The following is a 19,075-nucleotide window of genomic DNA, read 5'->3' as shown; positions in this document are numbered from 1 at the left end:
CGCAGGGCCTCGACCACGGCCGGGGTGACGTCGATGATCTCGTAGCGCGCCAGCAGCCCGCCGTCGGCGGTCGCGACCTGCGCGCCCGCCTCGATCGCGCCCGCCGTCGGACCCGCCGCAGGCAGGAACGTGCAGCCAGCCACGGAGCCTGCCGCGAGGGCGGCCATCAGCGCGGTGAGCGCCGTCTTACGCAGCATCACTGAGATTTCTCCTGGCCGGTCCCTGGCCATCGCTGGCTCGGGCCGGGGCATCCATGGTGACCGCCAAACGCTGCGATCGCTTTAACGGCCGCGTCGAACGGACGGGCGCCTCGCGGCACCCGCTTCTCGGACGGCCTCGCTATCGGCCGGTAATGCGTCACCAGCGTGGCACTGTCACGCTTAGCACCCGTAAGCTTAACCTTATCACGTGCTTTCGGGCGTGTCCGCAAATGCGGTAGCGAGGGTGGAGCGAAGCTCCCGCCCGAGGGCGTCGGCGGCGAGGTCCAGCCGGCGCGGGACGACCGCCGGCCGCCCGAAGCGGAACACCGCGTAGTCGGTCGTCCGGTCGCCGAAGCCTGGCTTGCAGGTCGGCAGCGAGGGCGCGTGGTCGCCGAATACGCAGAGGGTGACGGTCTGGCCGCGCGCTTGCGCCAGGGCGTCGAGCCCCGCGACGAGGTCCTCGATCATGCGCCCGGTATTGACCACGTGGTGGTGGTACTGCGCCTGTGGATCGTCGATCCCGGGAAGCCGCCCGGGCTTCCAGGGCCCGTGGTTCTCCATCGTGACGCAGAACAGGAACAGCGGCGTGCTCCGTTCCCGGACCTCGTCCAGCAGCCGCTCGCCCAGGGCCACGTCCCCGACATAGGGGCCGACTCGCGGAGCCTCCGCGAAGGCCTCGCTCATCACCAGATCGGTGAAGCCGAAGGCCTGCATCACCTGCGCCCGGCGGAAGAAATCCCGGTGGAACGGGTGCAGGAACAGGGTCCCGTAGCCGCGGTCCCGGGCCAGCCGGGCGAGGCTCGTCGGCTCGTCGCCGCTGCGGGAGGTATAGGGGTCGTACCGGCCGAAGCCGAGGCTGTCGGACGGCCGGCCGGTGAGCACGGCGTGCTCGCTGCGCATGGTGTAGGCGCCGTGCGCCGGGACCCGCAGGCGGCCGTACTGCGCGGCCCGGGTGCGGAACAGCTCCAGGGCGGGCAGCGGCGCGCCACCGAGGCGCTCCGGGTCGATGAACGATTCGAGCTGGATCACCACGACGACGTCGTCGCCCGGCCCGGGCGGCAGCGCGGGCGCCTCGGGCACCGGGGCGCTGCCGGCCAGGGCCCGGGCCGTATAGCCCAGCAGGCTCGCCGGCAGGCCGACCCGGGCGACGTCCGCCTCCAGGTCGGGCCGGGGAAACCAGAGCGTGACCAGCCCCGCCAGCGGCGGACGCGGTGCGGTGCGCACCAGCAGCCAGAGCGCCAGCGGCAGGCCCAGCAGGGCGGCCACGCGCGGCACCGGCGCGCCCGGCAGCACGCTCGGCTCGGTCCGGTACCAGATCACCGTCGCGATGAGGGTCAGGATCACCGGAACGGAGATCCGCGGATCCCAGAGGGGCGGGATATAGTAGAGCTGCGGATGGCGCGGCACCTGCGGCAGGAGCGCGAAGTCGCTGAACAGGAGCGGCTCGCCGATCACCGAACGCTTGGCGCGGCTGACATAGATCAGCGCCGCGACGGAGATCACGCAGGTCAGCCCGGCCAGCCAGGGCCGCCACGAGAATGCGAACCAGAACAGCAGGACCAGCAGGTAGCCGAGCAGCCGCAGGGCAAGGTCCCGCGGCGCGAGGCTCGCCCGTGCGATCGAATCGCCCACGAAGACCTCCAGGGCGAGGCAGAGGGCGAGCGCGAGGCCGGTGGCGGTGAGGAACGTCGTCACGGTTCGAGAACTCGGCGAGGGGCGTGCGGGCGCTCCGCCGGAACGAAGCGCGATCCGGCGCAAGGAGGTACGTTGAAACAAGGGTTTCGGGGATGTTCCTGATGCGGAAGCTCGAGAGCCCTCTGCTCAACCGCGGTTGCAGCAGCCAACTCTATCCCCTTACGATTGCTCGATGACCCGGGGAAAGTCGCCGGCATTCCGGTGCCGCGCAGCGGAGCCGCGGATCCGGTCCCGCTGCGATCGTCCGATCCGGGATGGCTGTACCGCAGGATCCGGCGCAGCCTGCGGCTCCGGATTCCGTGCTCGCGCCTGCGGCGAGCCCCGGCCTCACGGTGCAGCCTTCCGAACCCGACGCGGGGCGATCGACCAACCACTAGCGCGGCCCGGCCTCGCGGCCGACGCCGCGCCGGCTGCGCAGCGCCCGCACGACCGGATTGAGGAGGCCGTAGCGCGCGCGCATGACGAGGCGGGCCGTGCGGCCAATCGAGAGCGCGCTGCGCGGGGCGGCCTCGCGGGCGGCGCTGAGCCGGTCGAGCAACTGCTCGGGGCTGCACGGCTTCATCGCCACGGGATCGAGGTAGCGCGAATAGAGGATCATCGCGCCGGCCACCAGCTCGTCCAGCGTCAGCCTGCGGCCGCGGTCGGCCCCTGGCGCCAGATCCTCCGACAGGCCCCAGCCCGAGTAGAACGGGCGGCCGTGGGTCGCCACGCTGAGCCCGCGGATCAGTGCCTCGAACCCTGCGAGCGACGTCATGGTCTCGACATGGTGCACCCGGTCCAGCAGGTCGACGATGCTGATCCCCGCCACGATGCGGTCGGCGAGCGTGAGCGCCTCGGCTTCCGGAATGACGCCCGGGCGGAACCCCGCCTCGACGTCGGGATGGGGCTTGTAGAGCAGGAAGGCATCCGGGTTGCGCCGCCGCGCCGCCGCCAGCAGGGCCCGGTTCGAGCGCACCAGCGGCGAGCCGTGCTGCACCGAGGCGTCGTCCTCCACTTGGCCCGGCACCAGCACGATCCGCCGGCCAGAGGGCCAGTCGAGGGCGGCGGCGTCGAGGCCCACATTGTACTTGCTGAGGCGGCGCGCCACGACCTCCTCGCGCAGGCGCCGGGCCCGGCTCACCAGCTCTGGGGTGAACGTCGAATCGGCCAGCAGGCGCTGCAGGCGGCTCTCCCGGCGCGGGTCGTAGTAGATGCCGAGGTCGTCGACCACGATGGAGGCGCCGGGCTGCAGGCTCGCGCCGAGGCCGACGGAGCGCAGGAACCCATCCTCCACCCGGGCCAGGGGCAGGCCGGCCCGGGCGCAGGCCTCCTCCAGCTGGCCCGGCGCGCGGGTCGCCCAGGCGAGGATGCGGCCGTCGTGGCGCCGGCCCGCCTCGACCGCGGCCTCGGCCGTCATGGTGTGGACCGGGCGTCCGGCCGGGCCGGCAGCGAGCACGTCCAGGGCCGGCCGCTTCCAGCGCGACATGCCGACATAGATCACCCGCCGGTCGTTCTCGGCGAACCGCGCGGCGAGCCACGCCACCCGGTCGGCGCAGGCCGCGCGGTCGATCGGCTGCCGGGTCCAGGGATCGAGGTAATGGACGCCGCCCTCCCCGCCGAGCGGCGCGCCGTCGAGGCTGATCTGCAGGGACGAGAACCCGGTCTCCGGCCGGTCATAGGGACTGAGCAGCGGTCCCGGTGCCACCACGAGGCGGCGGCGTCCGCCGAGAGCGAGCAGCCGCGCCGGCAGGCTCCGCGCACCCCAGACCGCGCCGGCCGCGCCGGGCCGGGCCCGCGCGAAGGCAAGGCCCGTCGCGGCCTCGATGTCCGCCCGCAGGCGGCGGATCGTCCGGCCGGTCGCGTAGAGCGACGGGGTCGGTTCAAGGGACATGATCTGCGCGCCCGGCTCCGCTCGGTTGACTCGTCCGGGCCGCCTGTAGCGCATTTTCGCCGGCGTGGGATGACCGGGATCGCGTGGACAACCTCGGCGATCTGCCGCGCGCGCCACGTCCTGGAAAGGATTTGGACATATCGTCGCCGTGATTGGGCGCTCAATCCGAACCGTGGCCGCGAACAGCGCGACCGTTGCATGCGGGCCACGCCGGAGCGGAAACGCCGTCCTGCGGCGCGGCCTTGGATTGCCCCGCCGCGACGCGGCGTGCCACGTCTGGTCATTCTCTCCGGTCCGGCTCAGGCTGGCCAAGGGTCAAGGATAAGAAGCGCAGCGGAATGCAGAAGCCCGCCTCCGACGCCCTCCGCGACCGCCCCGCGACCTTTCTGTTCCTGCAGGGCATCGCGTCTCCGTTCTTCTCCGATCTCGGCAAGGCGCTGCGCGCACGGGGGCACGATGTGCGGCGCATCAATCTCTGCCCCGGCGACTGGCTGTTCTGGACGGGCAAGGCGGACAATTACCGCGGCCGCCGCGAGGCCTGGGGCACGTATCTGGAGGCGTATCTCGACCGCGAAGGCGTGACCGACATCGTGCTGTTCGGCGATTGCCGGCCGTTCCACAAGGCCGCTCGCATGATCGCGGAGGTCCGCGGCCTGCGCGTCCACGTGTTCGAGGAGGGCTACATCCGCCCGAACTGGATCACCTGCGAACTCGGCGGCGTGAACGGGTTCTCGACGCTGCCGCGCACGGCCGACGAGGTCCGCGCCCTGGCGCGACGCCTGCCGCAGCCCGGCCGGGCGATGCCCTCCACCGGCGATATGGCCCGCCGCAGCATCTGGGACGTGGGCTACAACATCGCCAACATCGCGTTTCCCTATCTCTATCCGCATTTCCGCAGCCACCGGCCGACCCACATCGCCGCCGAATATGCGGGCTGGATCAAGAAGTTCACCCGGCGCGCCCATACCCGCCGCGAGGCGGCGCGCTGCGACGAGATCTACCGCGCGGTCGGCTGCGACTACTTCCTGCTGCCGCTCCAGCTCGACAGCGATTACCAGATCCGGGTCCACTCGCCGTTCCTCGGCGTCGAGGGCTTCATGGACCGGGTGATCAAGTCCTTCGCCGACGCGTCATCGGCGCCGACGCGGCTCCTGGTGAAGCTGCACCCGCTGGACAGCGGCCTGATCAACTGGCGCAAGTTCGCCCGCGCCTCGGCCCGGCGCCACGGCGTCAGCGACCGCCTCGACTTCATCGACGGCGGCGACCTTCCGACCTTGATCAAGGGCGCGCGCGGCGTCGTCATCGTCAACTCGACGGTGGGCATGCTGTCCCTGGAGATGGGCCGCCCGACCCACGCGGTCGGTACCGCGATCTACAACATGGCCGGGCTGACCCATCAGGGCGACCTCGACGGGTTCTGGACGGATCCGACCGCGCCCGACATGGGCCTGATGGCCGATTTCCGCCGGGTCGTGCTGCACCGGACGCAGGTCAATGGCGGCTTCTTCTCCAAGGAGGCGATTGACCGGGCCGTGGCGGGATCGGTGCCGCGGATCGAATCCGCCCTGCCCGATTCGATGCTGGCGGCGGCCCGGTCGATCCGCGAAGGTGACGAGCGCGACGGTCAACTCGCGCCGGTCTATTGACGTCGGAGGGCCGGGACGTCGGCTTTTCCGAACAGTTCGGCGGTCCTGGCGTTGCTTTGAACGCCGCTGCGCCCGTCTCGACCTTGATCTTTCCACGCTCCGCGGCGTAGCACCCGCCGCATGCCCCGCATTCTGATCACTGGCGCGTCGAGCGGCATCGGCGCCGCCCTCGCACGTCACTACGCGCAGGCCGACGTGAGCCTCATCCTCGTCGGACGCAACACCGAGCGCCTGGAGACGGTGGCCCGGGATTGCCGCGCCAGCGGAGCCGCAGTCGAGTCCGCGCGCCTCGACACCCGCGACCGCGCCGCCGCGATCGCGCTCGTGCACCGTGCCGACGCGGCCGGAGCGCTCGACCTCGTCATCGCCAATGCCGCGGTGAACGGCGGCAATCAGAAGGGCGAGGTCGAGACCGAGGAGACGGCGTTCGAGACCGCCGACATCAACTACACGGGCTCCCTCAACGTGGTGCTGCCCGCCCTGACCCTGATGCTCAAGCGCGGGCGCGGCCAGATCGCGCTGATGTCCTCGCTGGCGGCCTACGCCCCGCTGCAGGACGCGCCGGCCTATAGCGGCGCCAAGGCGGCGCTGGTCGCCCACGGGCTCGCCCTGCGCCAGAAGGTCGGCCCCCGCGGCGTGAAGGTCAACGTCGTGACGCCGGGCTACGTGAAGACCCCGATGGGCGGCGAGCTGAAGGGCTGGCGGCCACTGGAGATGAGCGCCGACGACGCGGCCGTGCACATCGCCAAGGGCATCGCGGCGGATCGCGACGTCATCGCCTTCCCGTTCATCCTCGCGGCGCTGGCGCGGACCGTACTGCTCCTGCCGGAGAGCATCCGTCGCGCCGGCCTCTACGCCTTCCGGTTCCAGCGCCGGCCGCGCCGCTGATGGCCCGCGCCCGCATCGCCCTGTTCGTGCTGGAGGCTCTGCCGAATGCCCGGGTGGTGCGCCGGTTCGTGGCCGACCACCGCGCCGACATCGCCTTCGTCGGGCTCTCGAACGCCGAGCGGCCGTCGAGCGGCGGCCTGACCGGTCAGGTCCGGCGCCATCTCGCGCGCTCCGGCGCCGGGATCCTGCCCTACCTGGCGGTGAATTTCGGCCTGCCGGACCTGCTACGCCCCCTGGCGCCCCTGACCCAGGCGGTATCCGGCAGCGGCGAGGCGCCGGAATCCACCCCGCTCAAGACCCTGTGCCGGCGCCTCGGCATCCCGACCCTGACGGTCGACGACGTGAACGGGCCCGAGGTCGCCCGCGCCCTGCGCGAGAGCGCGCCCGACCTGATCCTGACCTACCATTTCGACCAGATCCTGAAGGCCGGGACCATCGGGCTGGCGCGCCTCGGCGGCATCAACGGCCATCCCGGCCTGCTGCCGCGCCATCGCGGTCCGGTTCCGACGATCCACGCGCTGGCCGAGGGGCCGGGCAGCTTCGGCATGACCCTGCACCGGCTGGCCGCCACGATCGATACCGGCGCGATCCTCGCGCAGGAGGCGGTGCGGTTGCCCGTCGGCACGACCGCCACCGGAGCGGCCGTGGCGCTCCACGCGCATGGGCGCGGGATGCTGGACCGGCTGCTCGACGAGATCGCCCGCACGGGCCGCATGCCCGAGGGCCGGAACACCGAGGTCCTGCCCTACTGCCCGTTCCCGGACCGCGCGATGCTGGCCGATCTCCGCCGACGGGGCCTGCGGCTCACCGACGGGCGGGACCTGCGCGAGGCCGTGAGCCTGTCGGGCCGGGCCGCGTGAGGCCGGCGTCCTTAACCGACCTTTAAGCCTGTTTCGAAAAAGATCGTCCGGTCTCTTCCCGCCGCCGATCGAGTCCACGCGCATGCCGGATACCAGCGCCCTCCGCTCGGCCTCCGACGCGCTGGCCTTCGGCCGGCGGATCCAGGGCGGGCAGATCCGGGCGATCTCCGAGAACATCGCGAACGCCGATTCCACCCCGGCGACCCCGGGCGGGACGCCCTACGCCCGCAAGATCGCCGTGTTCCGGCCCGTCGACGCCGACAGCCCGCGCGACCCGGTGGGACGCATCGTCCGTGACACCAGCGATTTCCGCAGGCGCTACGACCCGTCCAACGTGGCCGCGGACAGCCGGGGCTATGTCCGGCTGCCGAACGTCAACGTCGCGGTCGAGTCCGCCGATCTGCAGCGGGTGATCCGGAACTACGAGCTGAACCTCAGCGCCTCGGCCTCCATCGACGCCCTCTCCCAGGCGACGCTCAACCTGCTCGGGTGAGCCGGGCGTTGCGCCGGCCGTAGCCGGCATAGATCGCGAGCCCGATCACCAGCCAGACCGCGAGGCGGATCCAGGTGTCGGCCGGCAGCGAGGCCATCAGCACCAGGCAGGACAGGATGCCGAGCGCGGCCACGAGCGTCGCCGCCGGCACGCGGAACGGCCGTTCCCGGTCGGGCTCCGTCCGGCGCAGGATCAGCACGGTGGCGCAGACGAGGCAGAAGGCCAGGAGCGTGCCGATGCTGACGATCTCGCCCAGGATGTCGATGGGCACCAGCCCGGCCACCGCCGCGGTGAACAGCCCGATCACCACCTGGCTCGCCACGGGGGCCCGGGTTTCCGAATTGACCTGGCAGAAGAGGCCGGGGAGCAGCCCGTCGCGGGCCATGGCGAAGAAGATCCGGCCCTGCCCGTAGAGTGCCGTGAGCGCCGAGGTGGTCAGCCCGAGCAGGGCGCCGACCTTGATCACCATCGAGAAGCCCGGGAGGTCGATGCGGTCGATCGCCTTGGCGATCGGGTCGGCCACGTCCAGCTCCCGGTAGGGCACCAGCCCGGTGAGCACCGCCGCCACCGCCACGTACAGGATCGTGGTGATCACCAGCGACCCGATGAGCCCGACGGGCGCATCGCGCTGGGGCGCCCGGCACTCGCCCGCCGCGGTCGCGACGGTCTCGAAGCCGATGAAGGCGAAGAACACCACCGCGGCCCCACGGAACACGCCGCTCCAGCCGTAGGCGCCGAACGTGCCGGCGTTGGGCGGCACGAACGGGTGCCAGAGGTCCGGCTGGATATGCATCGCGCCGACCCCCACGAAGGCCAGGATGATGGCGATCTTGGCCGCCACCAGAAGCCCGTTGACCAGGGAGGCCTCCCGGGTCGCGCGTGTCAGGAGTGCGGTCAGCAGCAGCACGATGCCGACCGCCGGCAGGTTGATCAGGCCGCCGTCCCCGGGCGCCCCGGACAGCGCGGGCGGCAGCATCAGGCCGAAATCCGCCGCGAGCGATTGCGCGTAGCCGGACCAACCGACCGCCACCGTGGCCGCCGCCATGGCGAATTCGAGCACGAGGTCCCAGCCGATGATCCAGGCGGGCAGACGGCCCAGGCTCTCGCGGGTGTAGGTGTAGGTGGAGCCCGCCTCAGGGATCATCGCGGCCAGCTCGGCGTAGCACAGCCCGACGAAGCCGCAGGCGACGCCGCCGATCACGAAGGACAGGCTCAGCGCCGGGCCCGCATATTGCGCCGCCGCCGTCCCGGTGAGCACGAAGATGCCCGCGCCGATCGTGGCGCCGAGCCCGATGGCCACGAGGCCCGGGGCGGTGAGGCTCCGGGACAGATCCGGGTTGCCGGGGGTCGGGGTCTCAGGCCGAACGATCGCGACGGGATCGGGCAGGTGTCGGCTCACGGTCTGCGTCCGCCGGAAGGGATGGCTGAGGACCCGGCGAGCAAGTTCCGAGCCGGTGCCTCAGGCCGCGCGCCCGGAAGCCAGGAATCGGCCGACCTCGGCACGCAGGTTCGCGCACTCCTCCGACAGATCGCAGACCGAGGCAAGGACGCGCCCGGCTTCGGACCCCATGACCTGGCCGTCGCCCGTGATATCCGTCAGCGTACTGGTGATCTCACGGGTGTCCGTGGCCGCCTCGGGAGCGCTCCGAGGACCCACGCGATCGCGGCGCCCGCGGCTCCGGCACCCCGATCCCGAGGCCCGCTGCCGCCACGGGCAGGCAGCGCCGGGCGGTCATGCGACAGGTCGTGAGCAATCAACCGTTGGTGCATCGAGTCCGAGGAAAGCGCTTCGCCGCCGCAGTCCGGGACGGTGCCGCAGCGTAATTTCGGTCGCCGGTCAGCGCGTCGGCTCTGCCGGGGCCGGTGGCCGCGCCTCGACCATCCGTGGATCGGTTCGGAAGATGCGCGCGACGAGCCTCGAGAACCGGATGAAGGCGCAGCCCTGCCGGGTGATGACGTAGCCCGTCCCGGACGGGGCGATGTTGCCCGAGGCGCTCTGCTCCGCCAGGCGTCGCTCGATCTGGCGGAACGCCCCGAGATAGACCGATTCGAACACCGCCTGCGCCCGCTCGGGGCTGAAGCTTTCCTCGGGTTGCGCCGCCATCTGCCCGAGCAGGAACACGCTGATCGAGCGGTCGACGGTCACCGGGAAGATCACGAAGACGCTGAGGTTCAGGGACAGCGACAGGACGCAGGCCCCGAGGGCGTCCCGCCGGCGCAGGCCCCAGGGACGGCCGATTCCGGCCAGCATCGCCGTCACCCCGAGGGTGGCCAGGAAGGCGACCACCAGCAGGATCAGCCCGCGGTAGAACAGGATCGTCACGCCGGACCAGAGATCCGTCTGGAACAGCAGCACGAAACCGGCGAAGCCGAGGGTGAGCGCGCCTGCATGCAGCGCCCCCTGGGCGGCGAGCCAGCGCAGCGTGTCGCCCGTACGCGAGGGGGTGCGCTCACTCATCGAGATCCTCGACGCGCAGGATCCGGACGCGCGGCCCGGCATAGACGGGTCGGGTGCGCCAGACCCAGGATTCCGGGTGCCCCCAGGGCGCGTCCTGCTCGGTGACGATCAGGGCGCCGATGCCGGCTTCCCTGGCCCGGCCTCGCGTCTCGGCTCCGGTGAGGGGTTCGCCGAAGATCGACGCGACCAGCGCGATCCGCGCCGCGACGGCCTCCGGCGGAGCTCCGAACAGCCGCGCTTCCCGGTCGGCCACCGCCACCAGCTGGGCTCCGTAGAGGCCGAAGTCGAACACGCGCGGCGGGTCCGGGGATTGCTGCAGCACGAGATTCCGGGGCAAGTGCGCGCCGGCCCAGGCATAGGCCGCGCGCAGGTCCCGGTCGATGTCGGGGCGCCCGTTGAGGAATGCGAATTTCGGATTGGCGGCGGCGGGATAGGCGCGCATCCCGGCGAAGCCGTAGAGCGTCGTGGCGTATCCGAGCAGGAGCAGCCCTGCGAGCAGTCCGGGCAGCCGCAGCCGTGCCCCGGCCAGCCGCACTAGGGCCGCGACGGACCAGGCCAGCGCGGCGACCTGCGCCAGGAGGACCACGCGCCAGCCCAGGTCGTTATAGAGGATCGCCGAGCGCAGGAAGCCTCCGATCAGCAGGGACGACGCCGCCACGATGGTCAGCAGCCGCCCCGCCTCGCGGGCATGCGCGTCGCGCCGCGGGACGACGCGCCAGAACAGGAGCGTGCCGGCCGCCAGCACCCCGAAGGCGAGATAGTAGTTGACCGGCAGCAGGATCAGCCGGAGCACGCTCAGTGTGGGCTCCTCGGCCACCCCTTCCAGGGGACCGAAGCCCCGGACCGCGAACGCGACGACCGGCCCGGTCTCGGTCCGGCTCGCCAGAAGGCCGCGCAGGTAGGGCGCGGCCAGGAGGGCGGCGACGAGGCCGGCCGCGACGAGCCGGCCCGCCTCGCGCCAGCGGCGCTCGACGGCGAGGAGCGCCAGCCAGGTCCCGGCCGCCGCCACTGCACCCAGGCATATCCAGATCGACAGGCCCGCGCAGGCCGCGAACGCGGTTCCCGCCACCGCGATTGCGACGGCTTCCGCCCGCCGTCCCGGCCGTTCGCCGTCGGCGGCCTCGGCGAGCGCCAGGAGCCCGAGCCAGGCCGCCAGCGCCCCTGCGACGTGGTGCGGGACCCAGACCAGGGAGGCCGGCCAGTTCAGGACCTGCTCGTTCAGCCATTCCGGTATCGGGAGCCAGATCCCGGTGGCGATCCGGTTTCTGACGACCAGCAGGATGTCGAGGCCGGCCGCCGGCAGGAGCAAGAGCGTCGCGCTGCGTACGAGGCGCGGGGACGCATCCCGCACGAGGCCGGTCGCCGCCAGCAGCCGGTCGAACAGGCCGAGCAGGCCGATCCCGGTCCAGAAGGCCACCCCGGCGAAAGCCGTACGCCCGTCGACCAACGCACCGCCGGACCAGTCGGTCAGCCCGCAGAGCGTATAGAAGAAATAGTAGTAGCCGGCCCGTTCCGGCCGGGCGAAGAACGGGTCCAGGGGCGGGAGCCCGCTCTCGGCGATCGTGCGGGTCAGGGCGGCGTGCTTGACGAGGTCGATGACCGTGACCGGCTGATACAGGGCGGTGCCGGTGTCGAGATCGATCAGCGCGTACGCCACGATCCCCAGCCAGAGTGCGGCCAGGGCCAGCATCGGCGCCAGGACCTGCCGGTCGAACCGGCCCCGCAAGGCGCGGGCCGCCGGTACCAGCGCCGTCAGGCCGAGCGCGCCGTTCGCCAGGGCGGCGGCCGGGACGCCCGTCGCCTGGACCAGAAGGCTGTCGAGGGCCGGCAGCAGGCCGATTCCCAGGAGGGCGGAACACAGCAGGCGGCGGCCGGTCGAGAGGGTGCGAAACCCCAGGATCCCGGTCACGGTGCCCAGCGCATAGCCCGGGAGCAGGATCAGGGGGACGCCGAGCAGCGTCGCGACGAGGACGCCGCACGCGTCCGAGAGGCTGCCGTTCATCGCCGGACCGCACTTCGTATCCGGCCTCGCCTAGCACGCGGGCGTTAACTGTTCCCTCGACGGGGCCGCCTGGCCCGGGGCTGGCATATCCGACGGTTTCGTGTATGGATCGCGCGGCCCCGGCCCGGGTTACCGGGCGGGGCTTGAGCCGCTTGGCGCTGTGACCGTGCTGGACGACATCCCGGCACCGGCCGAACGCCGAGTTCGCGCGCCCTTCAGCGGGGCGCCGCATCCGAACCAGCACAACCCGAAAGGCATGCGATGTCGATCACGGCAGAGCGCAAGACCGCGCTCATCAAGGAACACCGCAAGGACGCCAAGGACACCGGGTCCCCCGAGGTCCAGGTGGCGATCCTCACCGAGCGGATCACCAACCTGACCGGTCACTTCAAGACTCACGGCAAGGACAACCATTCCCGCCGTGGCCTCCTGAAGATGGTCTCGCAGCGCCGCTCGCTGCTCGACTACGTCAAGCGCAAGGACGAGGCCCGCTACCGCGCCCTCATCGAGCGTCTCGGCATCCGCCGCTAAGGCGAGACTCCGCGCGGTTCCGAGCCCGGCTCGGGGCCGCGTTTTACGATCTCGGGCTGTCGGAATGGGTCCGGCCGCCCGAAAACGGGCCGCTTCGAGGCGCCAGCGTCGGGGCAGGATCGCGCGACACTTCCAGCCCCGGGAAGTGTCGCGCCGTCTTGCCCCCGGCGGCGCCGGGCTAAGGCCCGCCGAAGGCAAGGAAGAGATAAGAATGTTCGACGTTCAACGCGAAGAGCTGATGTGGGGCGACCGCAAGCTCGTCCTGGAGACCGGCAAGGTCGCCCGCCAGGCCGACGGCGCCGTCGTCGCCACCTACGGCGAGACCTCCGTGCTCGCGACCGTGGTCGCCACGAAGGAGCCGAAGCCCGGCATCGACTTCATGCCGCTCACCGTCAACTACCAGGAGCGGGCCTATGCGGCCGGTCGCATCCCGGGCGGCTACTTCAAGCGCGAGGGCCGTCCCTCCGAGAAGGAGACCCTGGTCTCCCGCCTGATCGACCGCCCGATCCGCCCGCTCTTCATCGACGGCTGGCGCAACGACACCCAGGTTGTCGTGACCGTCCTGACCCACGACCTCGAGAACGATCCCGACATCGTCGCGATGGTCGCGGCCTCCGCGGCGCTGACCCTGTCGGGCGTGCCGTTCATGGGTCCGATCGGCGGCGCCCGGGTCGGCTACATCAACGGCGGCTACCGGCTGAACCCGCTGGTCACCGAGACCAAGGAGGAATCGTCCCTCGACCTCGTCGTCGCCGGCACGCAGGACGCGGTGCTGATGGTCGAGTCGGAGGCCAAGGAGCTCTCCGAGGACGTGATGCTCGGCGCCGTGATGTTCGGTCACAAGCACTTCCAGCCGGTGATCGAGGCGATCATCCGTCTCGCCGAGAAGGCCGCCAAGGAGCCCCGCGACTTCAAGGCTCCCGAGAACGCCGACGTCGAGAAGGCGGTCCTGGAGGTCTGCGAGGCCGAACTGCGCGCCGCCTACACCAAGACGGTGAAGCAGGAGCGCTACGCCGCCGTCGACGCCGTGAAGGCCAAGGTGATGGCTGCCCTCTGCCCCGAAGGCGCTGAGAAGTTCCCGGCCGAGAAGGTCAAGGCGGCGTTCAAGGAGGCGCAGTCGAAGGTCGTTCGCTGGAACATCCTCGACACCGGCGCCCGCATCGACGGCCGCGACCTGAAGACGGTCCGCCCGATCGTCTCCGAGGTCGGCGTCCTGCCCCGGGCCCACGGTTCTTCGCTGTTCACCCGCGGCGAGACCCAGGCTCTCGTGGTCGCCACCCTCGGCACCGGCGAGGACGAGCAGTTCATCGACGCCCTGGACGGCACCTACAAGGAGCGCTTTCTGCTCCACTACAATTTCCCTCCCTATTCCGTCGGCGAGACCGGCCGGATGGGCTCGCCGGGCCGTCGCGAGATCGGCCACGGCAAGCTCGCCTGGCGGGCGATCCGTCCGGTCCTGCCGCCGGCCCACGAGTTCCCGTACACGATCCGCGTCGTGTCCGAGATCACCGAGTCGAACGGCTCGTCCTCGATGGCCTCGGTCTGCGGCGGCTCGCTGTCGCTGATGGATGCCGGCGTGCCCCTGCGCCGTCCGGTGGCGGGCATCGCCATGGGCCTCATCCTCGAGGGTGAGCGCTTCGCGGTCCTGTCCGACATCCTCGGCGACGAGGATCACCTCGGCGACATGGACTTCAAGGTGGCCGGCACGGACGAGGGCGTGACCTCGCTCCAGATGGATATCAAGATCGCCGGCATCACCGAGGAGATCATGCGGGTCGCCCTCGACCAGGCGAAGGACGGGCGCGCCCACATCCTCAACGAGATGTCCAAGGCGCTCACCGCCGCCCGGCCCGAGCTCGGCGAGTACGCCCCGCGCATCGAGACGATGCAGATCCCGACCGACAAGATCCGCGACGTGATCGGCACCGGCGGCAAGGTGATCCGCGAGATCGTCGAGAAGACCGGCGCCAAGATCAACATCGAGGATACCGGCATCGTGAAGATCGCCTCCGCCGACGGCAAGGCGATCAAGGCGGCCTACAACTGGATCCGCTCGATCGTGGCGGAGCCCGAGGTCGGCATGATCTACGACGGCACGATCGTGAAGTGCATGGAGTTCGGCGCCTTCGTGAACTTCTTCGGCGCCAAGGACGGCCTCGTCCACATCTCGGAACTCGCCGCCCAGCGGGTCGCCAAGGTGACGGACGTCGTCAAGGAAGGCGAGAAGGTGAAGGTGAAGTTCCTCGGTCAGGACGACCGCGGCAAGATCCGCCTCTCCATGCGCGTCGTCGACCAGCAGACCGGCGAGGACATCACCGACAAGGTGAAGGCCGAGCGCGAGTCGAGCCGCGGCGAGCGCGACGGTGAGCCCCGGCGCGAGGATAACGGTGGCCGCCACCGCGGCGAGCGTCGGCGCGAGACCGCCGGCGAGTAAGCCTCAGGGATTGTGCCGCGCGGGCCTCGGCCGGCGCGGAGACGACGGGATGGGCGCGGTCCTTCGGGACCGCGCCTTTTTCTTTGGTCTGCGCCGGGGCCGATCCGCGGGCTGCCGCCCGCCCGCCCCGGTCGCGGGGGAACGCGCCGCCGAATCCCGCGTTCGCCCGGCGGCTTCGCACCGGAGATTTTGAATGGCCAACGACATGATCCAAGACATCTTCAGCGGTCAGCCGAACCTGACCACCACTGAGCGCGCCGTCTCGGTGGCGCTGGGCCTCGGGATCGCGGCGGCCGCCGCGCAGCCGCGGCCCAACAAGATCCTCAGCCTGCTGGCCCTGGTCGTCGGCGTCGGCCTGGCGGTGCGGGGCGCCACCGGCCATTGCGCCGTGAAGGCGGCGGCCGAGCACCTCTGAGCGCCAAGTCCGGACCAACGGCCGACCGGTCTGGGCAGAGGACAAGAAAAAGGGGCGCCCCGCGGGGCGCCCCTCTCGTTTCGGCCGCTTGAAGGCGGTCAGATGGTCGTGCTGCGGCGGCCTGCGATCATGCCGTAGATGAACAGCACCACCACGGCGCCCACGATCGCGCCGATGAAACCCGCGCCCTGGTTGGGTCCATACCAGCCCACCGCCTGGCCGATGAAAGTCGCCAAGAAGGCTCCGACGATGCCGAGGATGGTCGTGAGGATGAAGCCCGACGGCTCATTCGGGCCCGGCATGAGGAACTTGGCGATGATTCCGGCGAGGAACCCGATGATGATGGTCCAGAGAATACCCATGACGAACCCCAAGGCATGACAAGCGATGCCGTATGAACGCGTGTTGGCCCAACCCGGTTGCCCGTAAGCGGTCTGCAGCGGGTGATTTTCCGCGGGTTCCCGCGGCGCGTCGGCGCGCCGCCCTTTACGTCCGGCCTGGCGCGACGGCAGATACGCGCGTTTCGCGGGCGTGGAGGACGCAATGAGCATCGAACGGATCGAAACCGGGGCGCGGATGTCGCAAGGGGCGATCCACGGCAACACCGTGTACCTCGCCGGCCAGGTGGCCTCCGATCCGGTCGGGACCGGGGTAACGGCTCAGACGCAGAGTATCCTGGACCAGATCGACCGCCTGCTCGCCGCTGCCGGCAGCGACAAGCATCATATCCTGTCGGCGACGGTCTACCTCGCCGACATCGCCCATTTCGCCGAGATGAACGCGGCCTGGGACGCCTGGGTCTCCCGAGAGAGCCCACCGGTGCGCGCCACCGTCGAGGCGCGGTTGTGCGAGCCGCAGTACCGCGTCGAGATCGTGGTCGTCGCCGCGAGGAGCGCGTGAGCGGCCCCGGGACCGGTCGGGTCGAGACGATGCTCCGGGGCCTCGTGGCGCACTGCGCGTTCGCCGCGGTCGCCGGGCGGGGTGCCCTGCTCGCGGCGCTCTTCGCCCTCGGGCTGGCCGCCCCCGCCCGGGCCGCGGAGGAGCGGGTGGTCAACATCTACAACTGGTCGGACTATATCGACCCGAAGGTGCTCGACGCCTTCACCCGCGAGACCGGGATCAAGGTCGTCTACGACACCTACGACAACAACGAGATCCTGGAGACCAAGCTGCTGGCAGGCCGTTCCGGCTACGACATCGTCGTTCCGTCGGGCCCCTACCTGCAGCGGCTGATCCGAGCGGGCGCCTTTTTGCCCCTCGACAAGTCCAAGCTGAAGAACCTCGGCAACCTCTGGCCCGAGATCACGAGCCGGCTGGCCGTCTACGATCCCGGCAACGCCTATGCCGTCGACTACATGTGGGGCACCACCGGCATCGGCTACAATGTCGGGGCGTTGCGCGAGCGCCTGGGCGCCAACGCGTCGCTGAACTCCTGGAGCATCGTCCTCAACCCCGCCTCCGCCGGTAGGCTCAAGGATTGCGGGATCATGATGCTCGACAGTCCCGAGGATCTGATCCCCAGCATGCTCCCGGCTTTCGGCGCGAAGGCCGATTCCAAGCGCTGGGACGACCTGACGCTCGTCACCGACGCGCTCTACAAGGTGCGCGGCAGCGTGCGGAAGTTCCACTCGTCGGAATACATCCAGGCGCTCGCCAACGGCGATATCTGCATCGCGGTGGGCTACTCGGGCGACATGATGCAGGCCAGGCGCCGCGCGGAGGAGGCCAAGAACGGCATCGAGATCGCCTACGTGGTGCCCAAGGAGGGGGCGCTGATGTGGTTCGATACCTTCGCGATCCCGAAGGATGCGGCCCATCCGGCCGAGGCGCTGGCCTTCATCGACTATATGATGCGCCCCGAGGTGGCGGCGGCCAACACCAACTTCGTGGCCTATGCCAACGGCAATCTTGCGGCCAAGCGGTTCGTGAAGCCCGAGATCCTGAACAATCCCGGCATCTACCCGGACGAGGCGACGATGCAGCGCCTGTCGATCAACACCGCCTGGGACGACAAGACCCAGCGCTACGTCACCCGGCTCTGGACCCGGGTCCGTACCGGGCGCTGAGCGATCCCATCCGGATGGCGGATGTGGATTTCGCGCAGGTCCGACGTCGGGTCTCGGCGCCGTGCGGTGCCGAGACCCGGGGACCGCGACAGGTCAGTGCTTGAGGTCTTCCGGCACCTTGCCGCCGTTCTCGGCGAGCTTCTGCATCACCTGCTTGTGCAGCCAGATATTCATCGTGGCCGAATCGTCCTTGTCGCCGGTGTAATGCAGCTCGTCGGCGAGCTGCTTGCGCGAGGCAAGATCCGACTCGAGGCCGAGGAGCTTCATCAGGTCCACGATCGAGTGGCGCCAGTCGAGCTTCTGCGGGTTCTTCTCGGCCATGCCGGTGAGGACCGCCGCGACGTCGACGGGTTCGCCGCCGCCCGCGCTTCCGGCCGGCGCCGACGGAGTGCCCGAGCTGGACGGGCTGCCCGAGCCCGCCGTGGACGCGGGTGCGGCGTCTGCGGTCCCGCCACCGAACGGGTGAAGGATCTTGCTGACGATGCTGCCGAGGAGGCTCATGGATCCGCTCCGATTCTCGAAGCCCGATCTCCGCGTCGGGCGGCCTGACAACCGGCTGTGAAGCCGGGCGTTCCGAGCAATCGGTTCGATCGGGTGGCGACCACCCGTATCTCGGGCGCCTGCCGCCGGGCGGGATACCGGATCGATGCAGCCAAGCGTGTCACGTCAAGGGCTTCAGCCGTGGGCTCTGTGCAGCGCGATCCCGAGCAGGCACAGGCCGAGCAGGAGGCAGATCCCGCTGCACCGTTCCAGCGCGACCGCGCGCGCGGGATCGCGCAGCGAAAGACCCGCGAGACCCACACCGCAGACTAGACATCCAAAGCTCATCACGGCGACCAGCACGTTCCCTTGATTCCGGAATCTATATGCGTACCAATAGTCAGATTTCGCCTACGTGCGAGAGCAAAAAGGACGTAGATGGCGAAAAATGTTCGAATTCATAACTGGAGAATAATTTTCTCCACATGGTCAACAGATATTTCATCTAAGAAATGAAGCAAAGATCGATATAAAAACGTCATTCCATAAAAAATCGACAGTATTGGTGTGGTAATTATGGACAAATACAGCAATCACGCGTGATCGACGAAGTAGTTGCCGATCTGCCCAACGTCGGGCGGCTCCCGTCTCCAGCCAGGAACGGCGAAGCAGCGCCCTTCGATCCATAGGGAGCGACAGGTGGGCGATCAGGCCGGGTCCCACAGAGCTGCGATGATGGCGGCGCGCTCTTCCGACGGCGTATCGCTCGGGACGGCCCGGCCGGCGCGTTCGTACCAGTAGCGCGCGTTGCCGGCATCGCCCTCGATCCGGTGGAGATGGGCGTGGACCCAGGCTGCGTCGGGCCCGGACGCCGCCTGGACCAGGGCATGCGCGCGCTCCCAGGCGGGTTCGTCCGGCCCGGGCGCATCCCTGGAGAGCCACCACAGGGCGGCGAGCGGCGCCGGCCAGGCCTGCGGTGGCCCGGCTTCGGCAAGCGTGGCCGCGAAGGCGTCGGGCAAGCTCCCGGTCATCGGGCC

At 70.3% G+C, this 19,075-nt stretch carries 18 protein-coding genes and 1 pseudogene; 9 read left to right on the top strand and 10 right to left on the bottom strand.

The genetic code is table 11. The features are described from left to right. From Q8W67_RS11720 to Q8W67_RS11710, 3 genes and pseudogenes are all read right to left on the bottom strand, one after another. Positions 1 to 197, bottom strand: a pseudogene (locus Q8W67_RS11720) (sugar transporter); the annotation flags it as partial. A 207-nt stretch (positions 198 to 404) separates the two neighbouring features. Further along, positions 405 to 1,895, bottom strand: coding sequence for an LTA synthase family protein (locus tag Q8W67_RS11715; RefSeq protein WP_305545500.1), 1,491 nt, complete (start codon positions 1,893 to 1,895; stop codon positions 405 to 407). Positions 1,896 to 2,268: 373 nt separating this feature from the next. Then, positions 2,269 to 3,765, bottom strand: a complete 1,497-nt coding sequence (locus Q8W67_RS11710; protein ID WP_305545497.1) for a capsular biosynthesis protein — start codon at positions 3,763 to 3,765, stop codon at positions 2,269 to 2,271. Positions 3,766 to 4,103: 338 nt separating this feature from the next. Here Q8W67_RS11710 and Q8W67_RS11705 point away from each other — a divergent pair, with 338 nt between their 5' ends. From Q8W67_RS11705 to Q8W67_RS11690, 4 genes are all read left to right on the top strand, one after another. Then, a complete protein-coding gene (locus Q8W67_RS11705) occupies positions 4,104 to 5,411 on the top strand; it encodes a capsule biosynthesis protein (RefSeq protein WP_305545494.1) in 1,308 nt (435 codons plus the stop codon). 120 nt (positions 5,412 to 5,531) lie between these two features. Continuing rightward, positions 5,532 to 6,299, top strand: a complete 768-nt coding sequence (locus Q8W67_RS11700) for an SDR family oxidoreductase (RefSeq protein WP_305545491.1) — start codon at positions 5,532 to 5,534, stop codon at positions 6,297 to 6,299. After that, positions 6,299 to 7,159: a formyltransferase family protein gene (locus tag Q8W67_RS11695; RefSeq protein WP_305545488.1), complete on the top strand. Its 861-nt coding sequence runs from the start codon at positions 6,299 to 6,301 to the stop codon at positions 7,157 to 7,159. The genes Q8W67_RS11700 and Q8W67_RS11695 overlap by 1 nt, the downstream gene beginning before the upstream one ends. An 82-nt stretch (positions 7,160 to 7,241) precedes the next feature. Next, positions 7,242 to 7,652, top strand: coding sequence for a flagellar biosynthesis protein FlgC (locus Q8W67_RS11690; protein WP_305545486.1), 411 nt, complete (start codon positions 7,242 to 7,244; stop codon positions 7,650 to 7,652). On the opposite strand, the gene Q8W67_RS11685 is transcribed toward Q8W67_RS11690, so the two are convergent. The 3 genes from Q8W67_RS11685 to Q8W67_RS11675 all read right to left on the bottom strand — a co-directional run bounded on the left by Q8W67_RS11685 (position 7,636) and on the right by Q8W67_RS11675 (position 12,112). Next, a complete protein-coding gene (locus tag Q8W67_RS11685) occupies positions 7,636 to 9,039 on the bottom strand; it encodes an amino acid permease (RefSeq protein WP_305545533.1) in 1,404 nt (467 codons plus the stop codon). The two genes, Q8W67_RS11690 and Q8W67_RS11685, sit on opposite strands and share 17 nt — an antisense overlap. 450 nt (positions 9,040 to 9,489) lie before the next feature. Further along, positions 9,490 to 10,110, bottom strand: a complete 621-nt coding sequence (locus Q8W67_RS11680; RefSeq protein ID WP_305545483.1) for a hypothetical protein — start codon at positions 10,108 to 10,110, stop codon at positions 9,490 to 9,492. Next, positions 10,103 to 12,112: a hypothetical protein gene (locus tag Q8W67_RS11675; RefSeq protein WP_305545480.1), complete on the bottom strand. Its 2,010-nt coding sequence runs from the start codon at positions 12,110 to 12,112 to the stop codon at positions 10,103 to 10,105. The genes Q8W67_RS11680 and Q8W67_RS11675 overlap by 8 nt, the downstream gene beginning before the upstream one ends. 261 nt (positions 12,113 to 12,373) lie before the next feature. Between Q8W67_RS11675 and rpsO the strand changes: the two genes are divergently transcribed. From rpsO to Q8W67_RS11660, 3 genes are all read left to right on the top strand, one after another. After that, positions 12,374 to 12,643, top strand: coding sequence for a 30S ribosomal protein S15 (gene rpsO, locus Q8W67_RS11670; RefSeq protein WP_007560136.1), 270 nt, complete (start codon positions 12,374 to 12,376; stop codon positions 12,641 to 12,643). Positions 12,644 to 12,854: 211 nt separating this feature from the next. After that, the gene (gene pnp / locus Q8W67_RS11665) at positions 12,855 to 15,077 is read left to right on the top strand and encodes a polyribonucleotide nucleotidyltransferase (RefSeq protein ID WP_305545466.1); all 2,223 of its coding nucleotides are present in this window, start codon (positions 12,855 to 12,857) and stop codon (positions 15,075 to 15,077) included. Positions 15,078 to 15,270: 193 nt separating this feature from the next. After that, complete coding sequence (locus Q8W67_RS11660) at positions 15,271 to 15,492, top strand: YgaP-like transmembrane domain (RefSeq protein ID WP_305545463.1); 222 nt, start codon at positions 15,271 to 15,273, stop codon at positions 15,490 to 15,492. 98 nt (positions 15,493 to 15,590) lie between these two features. Here the strand turns inward: Q8W67_RS11660 and Q8W67_RS11655 are convergent, their stop codons facing one another. Beyond that, positions 15,591 to 15,854, bottom strand: a complete 264-nt coding sequence (locus Q8W67_RS11655; protein WP_305545530.1) for a GlsB/YeaQ/YmgE family stress response membrane protein — start codon at positions 15,852 to 15,854, stop codon at positions 15,591 to 15,593. A gap of 181 nt (positions 15,855 to 16,035) precedes the next feature. Here Q8W67_RS11655 and Q8W67_RS11650 point away from each other — a divergent pair, with 181 nt between their 5' ends. Together Q8W67_RS11650 and Q8W67_RS11645 are read left to right on the top strand one after the other, a co-directional pair. After that, on the top strand, positions 16,036 to 16,392 hold the full coding sequence (locus tag Q8W67_RS11650; protein WP_305545459.1) for a RidA family protein: 357 nt from the start codon (positions 16,036 to 16,038) through the stop codon (positions 16,390 to 16,392). 29 nt (positions 16,393 to 16,421) lie between these two features. After that, positions 16,422 to 17,558, top strand: coding sequence for a polyamine ABC transporter substrate-binding protein (locus tag Q8W67_RS11645; RefSeq protein ID WP_305545528.1), 1,137 nt, complete (start codon positions 16,422 to 16,424; stop codon positions 17,556 to 17,558). 93 nt (positions 17,559 to 17,651) lie between these two features. On the opposite strand, the gene Q8W67_RS11640 is transcribed toward Q8W67_RS11645, so the two are convergent. The 3 genes from Q8W67_RS11640 to Q8W67_RS11630 all read right to left on the bottom strand — a co-directional run bounded on the left by Q8W67_RS11640 (position 17,652) and on the right by Q8W67_RS11630 (position 19,069). Beyond that, on the bottom strand, positions 17,652 to 18,059 hold the full coding sequence (locus tag Q8W67_RS11640; protein ID WP_305545457.1) for a DUF3597 domain-containing protein: 408 nt from the start codon (positions 18,057 to 18,059) through the stop codon (positions 17,652 to 17,654). A 174-nt stretch (positions 18,060 to 18,233) separates the two neighbouring features. Beyond that, positions 18,234 to 18,401: a hypothetical protein gene (locus tag Q8W67_RS11635; RefSeq protein ID WP_305545454.1), complete on the bottom strand. Its 168-nt coding sequence runs from the start codon at positions 18,399 to 18,401 to the stop codon at positions 18,234 to 18,236. A gap of 344 nt (positions 18,402 to 18,745) precedes the next feature. Continuing rightward, positions 18,746 to 19,069 carry a hypothetical protein gene (locus tag Q8W67_RS11630; protein WP_305545452.1) on the bottom strand — a complete coding sequence of 108 codons (324 nt, stop codon included), beginning with the start codon at positions 19,067 to 19,069 and terminating at the stop codon, positions 18,746 to 18,748. Between the last annotated feature and the right edge of the window lie 6 nt (positions 19,070 to 19,075).

This window comes from Methylobacterium sp. NEAU K (assembly GCF_030700285.1).
GTDB lineage: Bacteria > Pseudomonadota > Alphaproteobacteria > Rhizobiales > Beijerinckiaceae > Methylobacterium.
Note: the sequence above shows the minus strand (reverse complement) of the source record. Positions and strands in the feature narration are given on the sequence as shown.

Coding starts and splice junctions, on each gene's coding strand:
- Q8W67_RS11710 (WP_305545497.1), bottom strand. CDS start 3,765: ATGTCCCTTGAACCGACCCCGTCGCTCTACGCGACCGGCCGGACGATC.
- Q8W67_RS11705 (WP_305545494.1), top strand. CDS start 4,104: ATGCAGAAGCCCGCCTCCGACGCCCTCCGCGACCGCCCCGCGACCTTT.
- Q8W67_RS11700 (WP_305545491.1), top strand. CDS start 5,532: ATGCCCCGCATTCTGATCACTGGCGCGTCGAGCGGCATCGGCGCCGCC.
- Q8W67_RS11695 (WP_305545488.1), top strand. CDS start 6,299: ATGGCCCGCGCCCGCATCGCCCTGTTCGTGCTGGAGGCTCTGCCGAAT.
- Q8W67_RS11690 (WP_305545486.1), top strand. CDS start 7,242: ATGCCGGATACCAGCGCCCTCCGCTCGGCCTCCGACGCGCTGGCCTTC.
- Q8W67_RS11680 (WP_305545483.1), bottom strand. CDS start 10,110: ATGAGTGAGCGCACCCCCTCGCGTACGGGCGACACGCTGCGCTGGCTC.
- Q8W67_RS11675 (WP_305545480.1), bottom strand. CDS start 12,112: ATGAACGGCAGCCTCTCGGACGCGTGCGGCGTCCTCGTCGCGACGCTG.
- rpsO (WP_007560136.1), top strand. CDS start 12,374: ATGTCGATCACGGCAGAGCGCAAGACCGCGCTCATCAAGGAACACCGC.
- pnp (WP_305545466.1), top strand. CDS start 12,855: ATGTTCGACGTTCAACGCGAAGAGCTGATGTGGGGCGACCGCAAGCTC.
- Q8W67_RS11660 (WP_305545463.1), top strand. CDS start 15,271: ATGGCCAACGACATGATCCAAGACATCTTCAGCGGTCAGCCGAACCTG.
- Q8W67_RS11655 (WP_305545530.1), bottom strand. CDS start 15,854: ATGGGTATTCTCTGGACCATCATCATCGGGTTCCTCGCCGGAATCATC.
- Q8W67_RS11650 (WP_305545459.1), top strand. CDS start 16,036: ATGAGCATCGAACGGATCGAAACCGGGGCGCGGATGTCGCAAGGGGCG.
- Q8W67_RS11645 (WP_305545528.1), top strand. CDS start 16,422: ATGCTCCGGGGCCTCGTGGCGCACTGCGCGTTCGCCGCGGTCGCCGGG.
- Q8W67_RS11640 (WP_305545457.1), bottom strand. CDS start 18,059: ATGAGCCTCCTCGGCAGCATCGTCAGCAAGATCCTTCACCCGTTCGGT.
- Q8W67_RS11630 (WP_305545452.1), bottom strand. CDS start 19,069: ATGACCGGGAGCTTGCCCGACGCCTTCGCGGCCACGCTTGCCGAAGCC.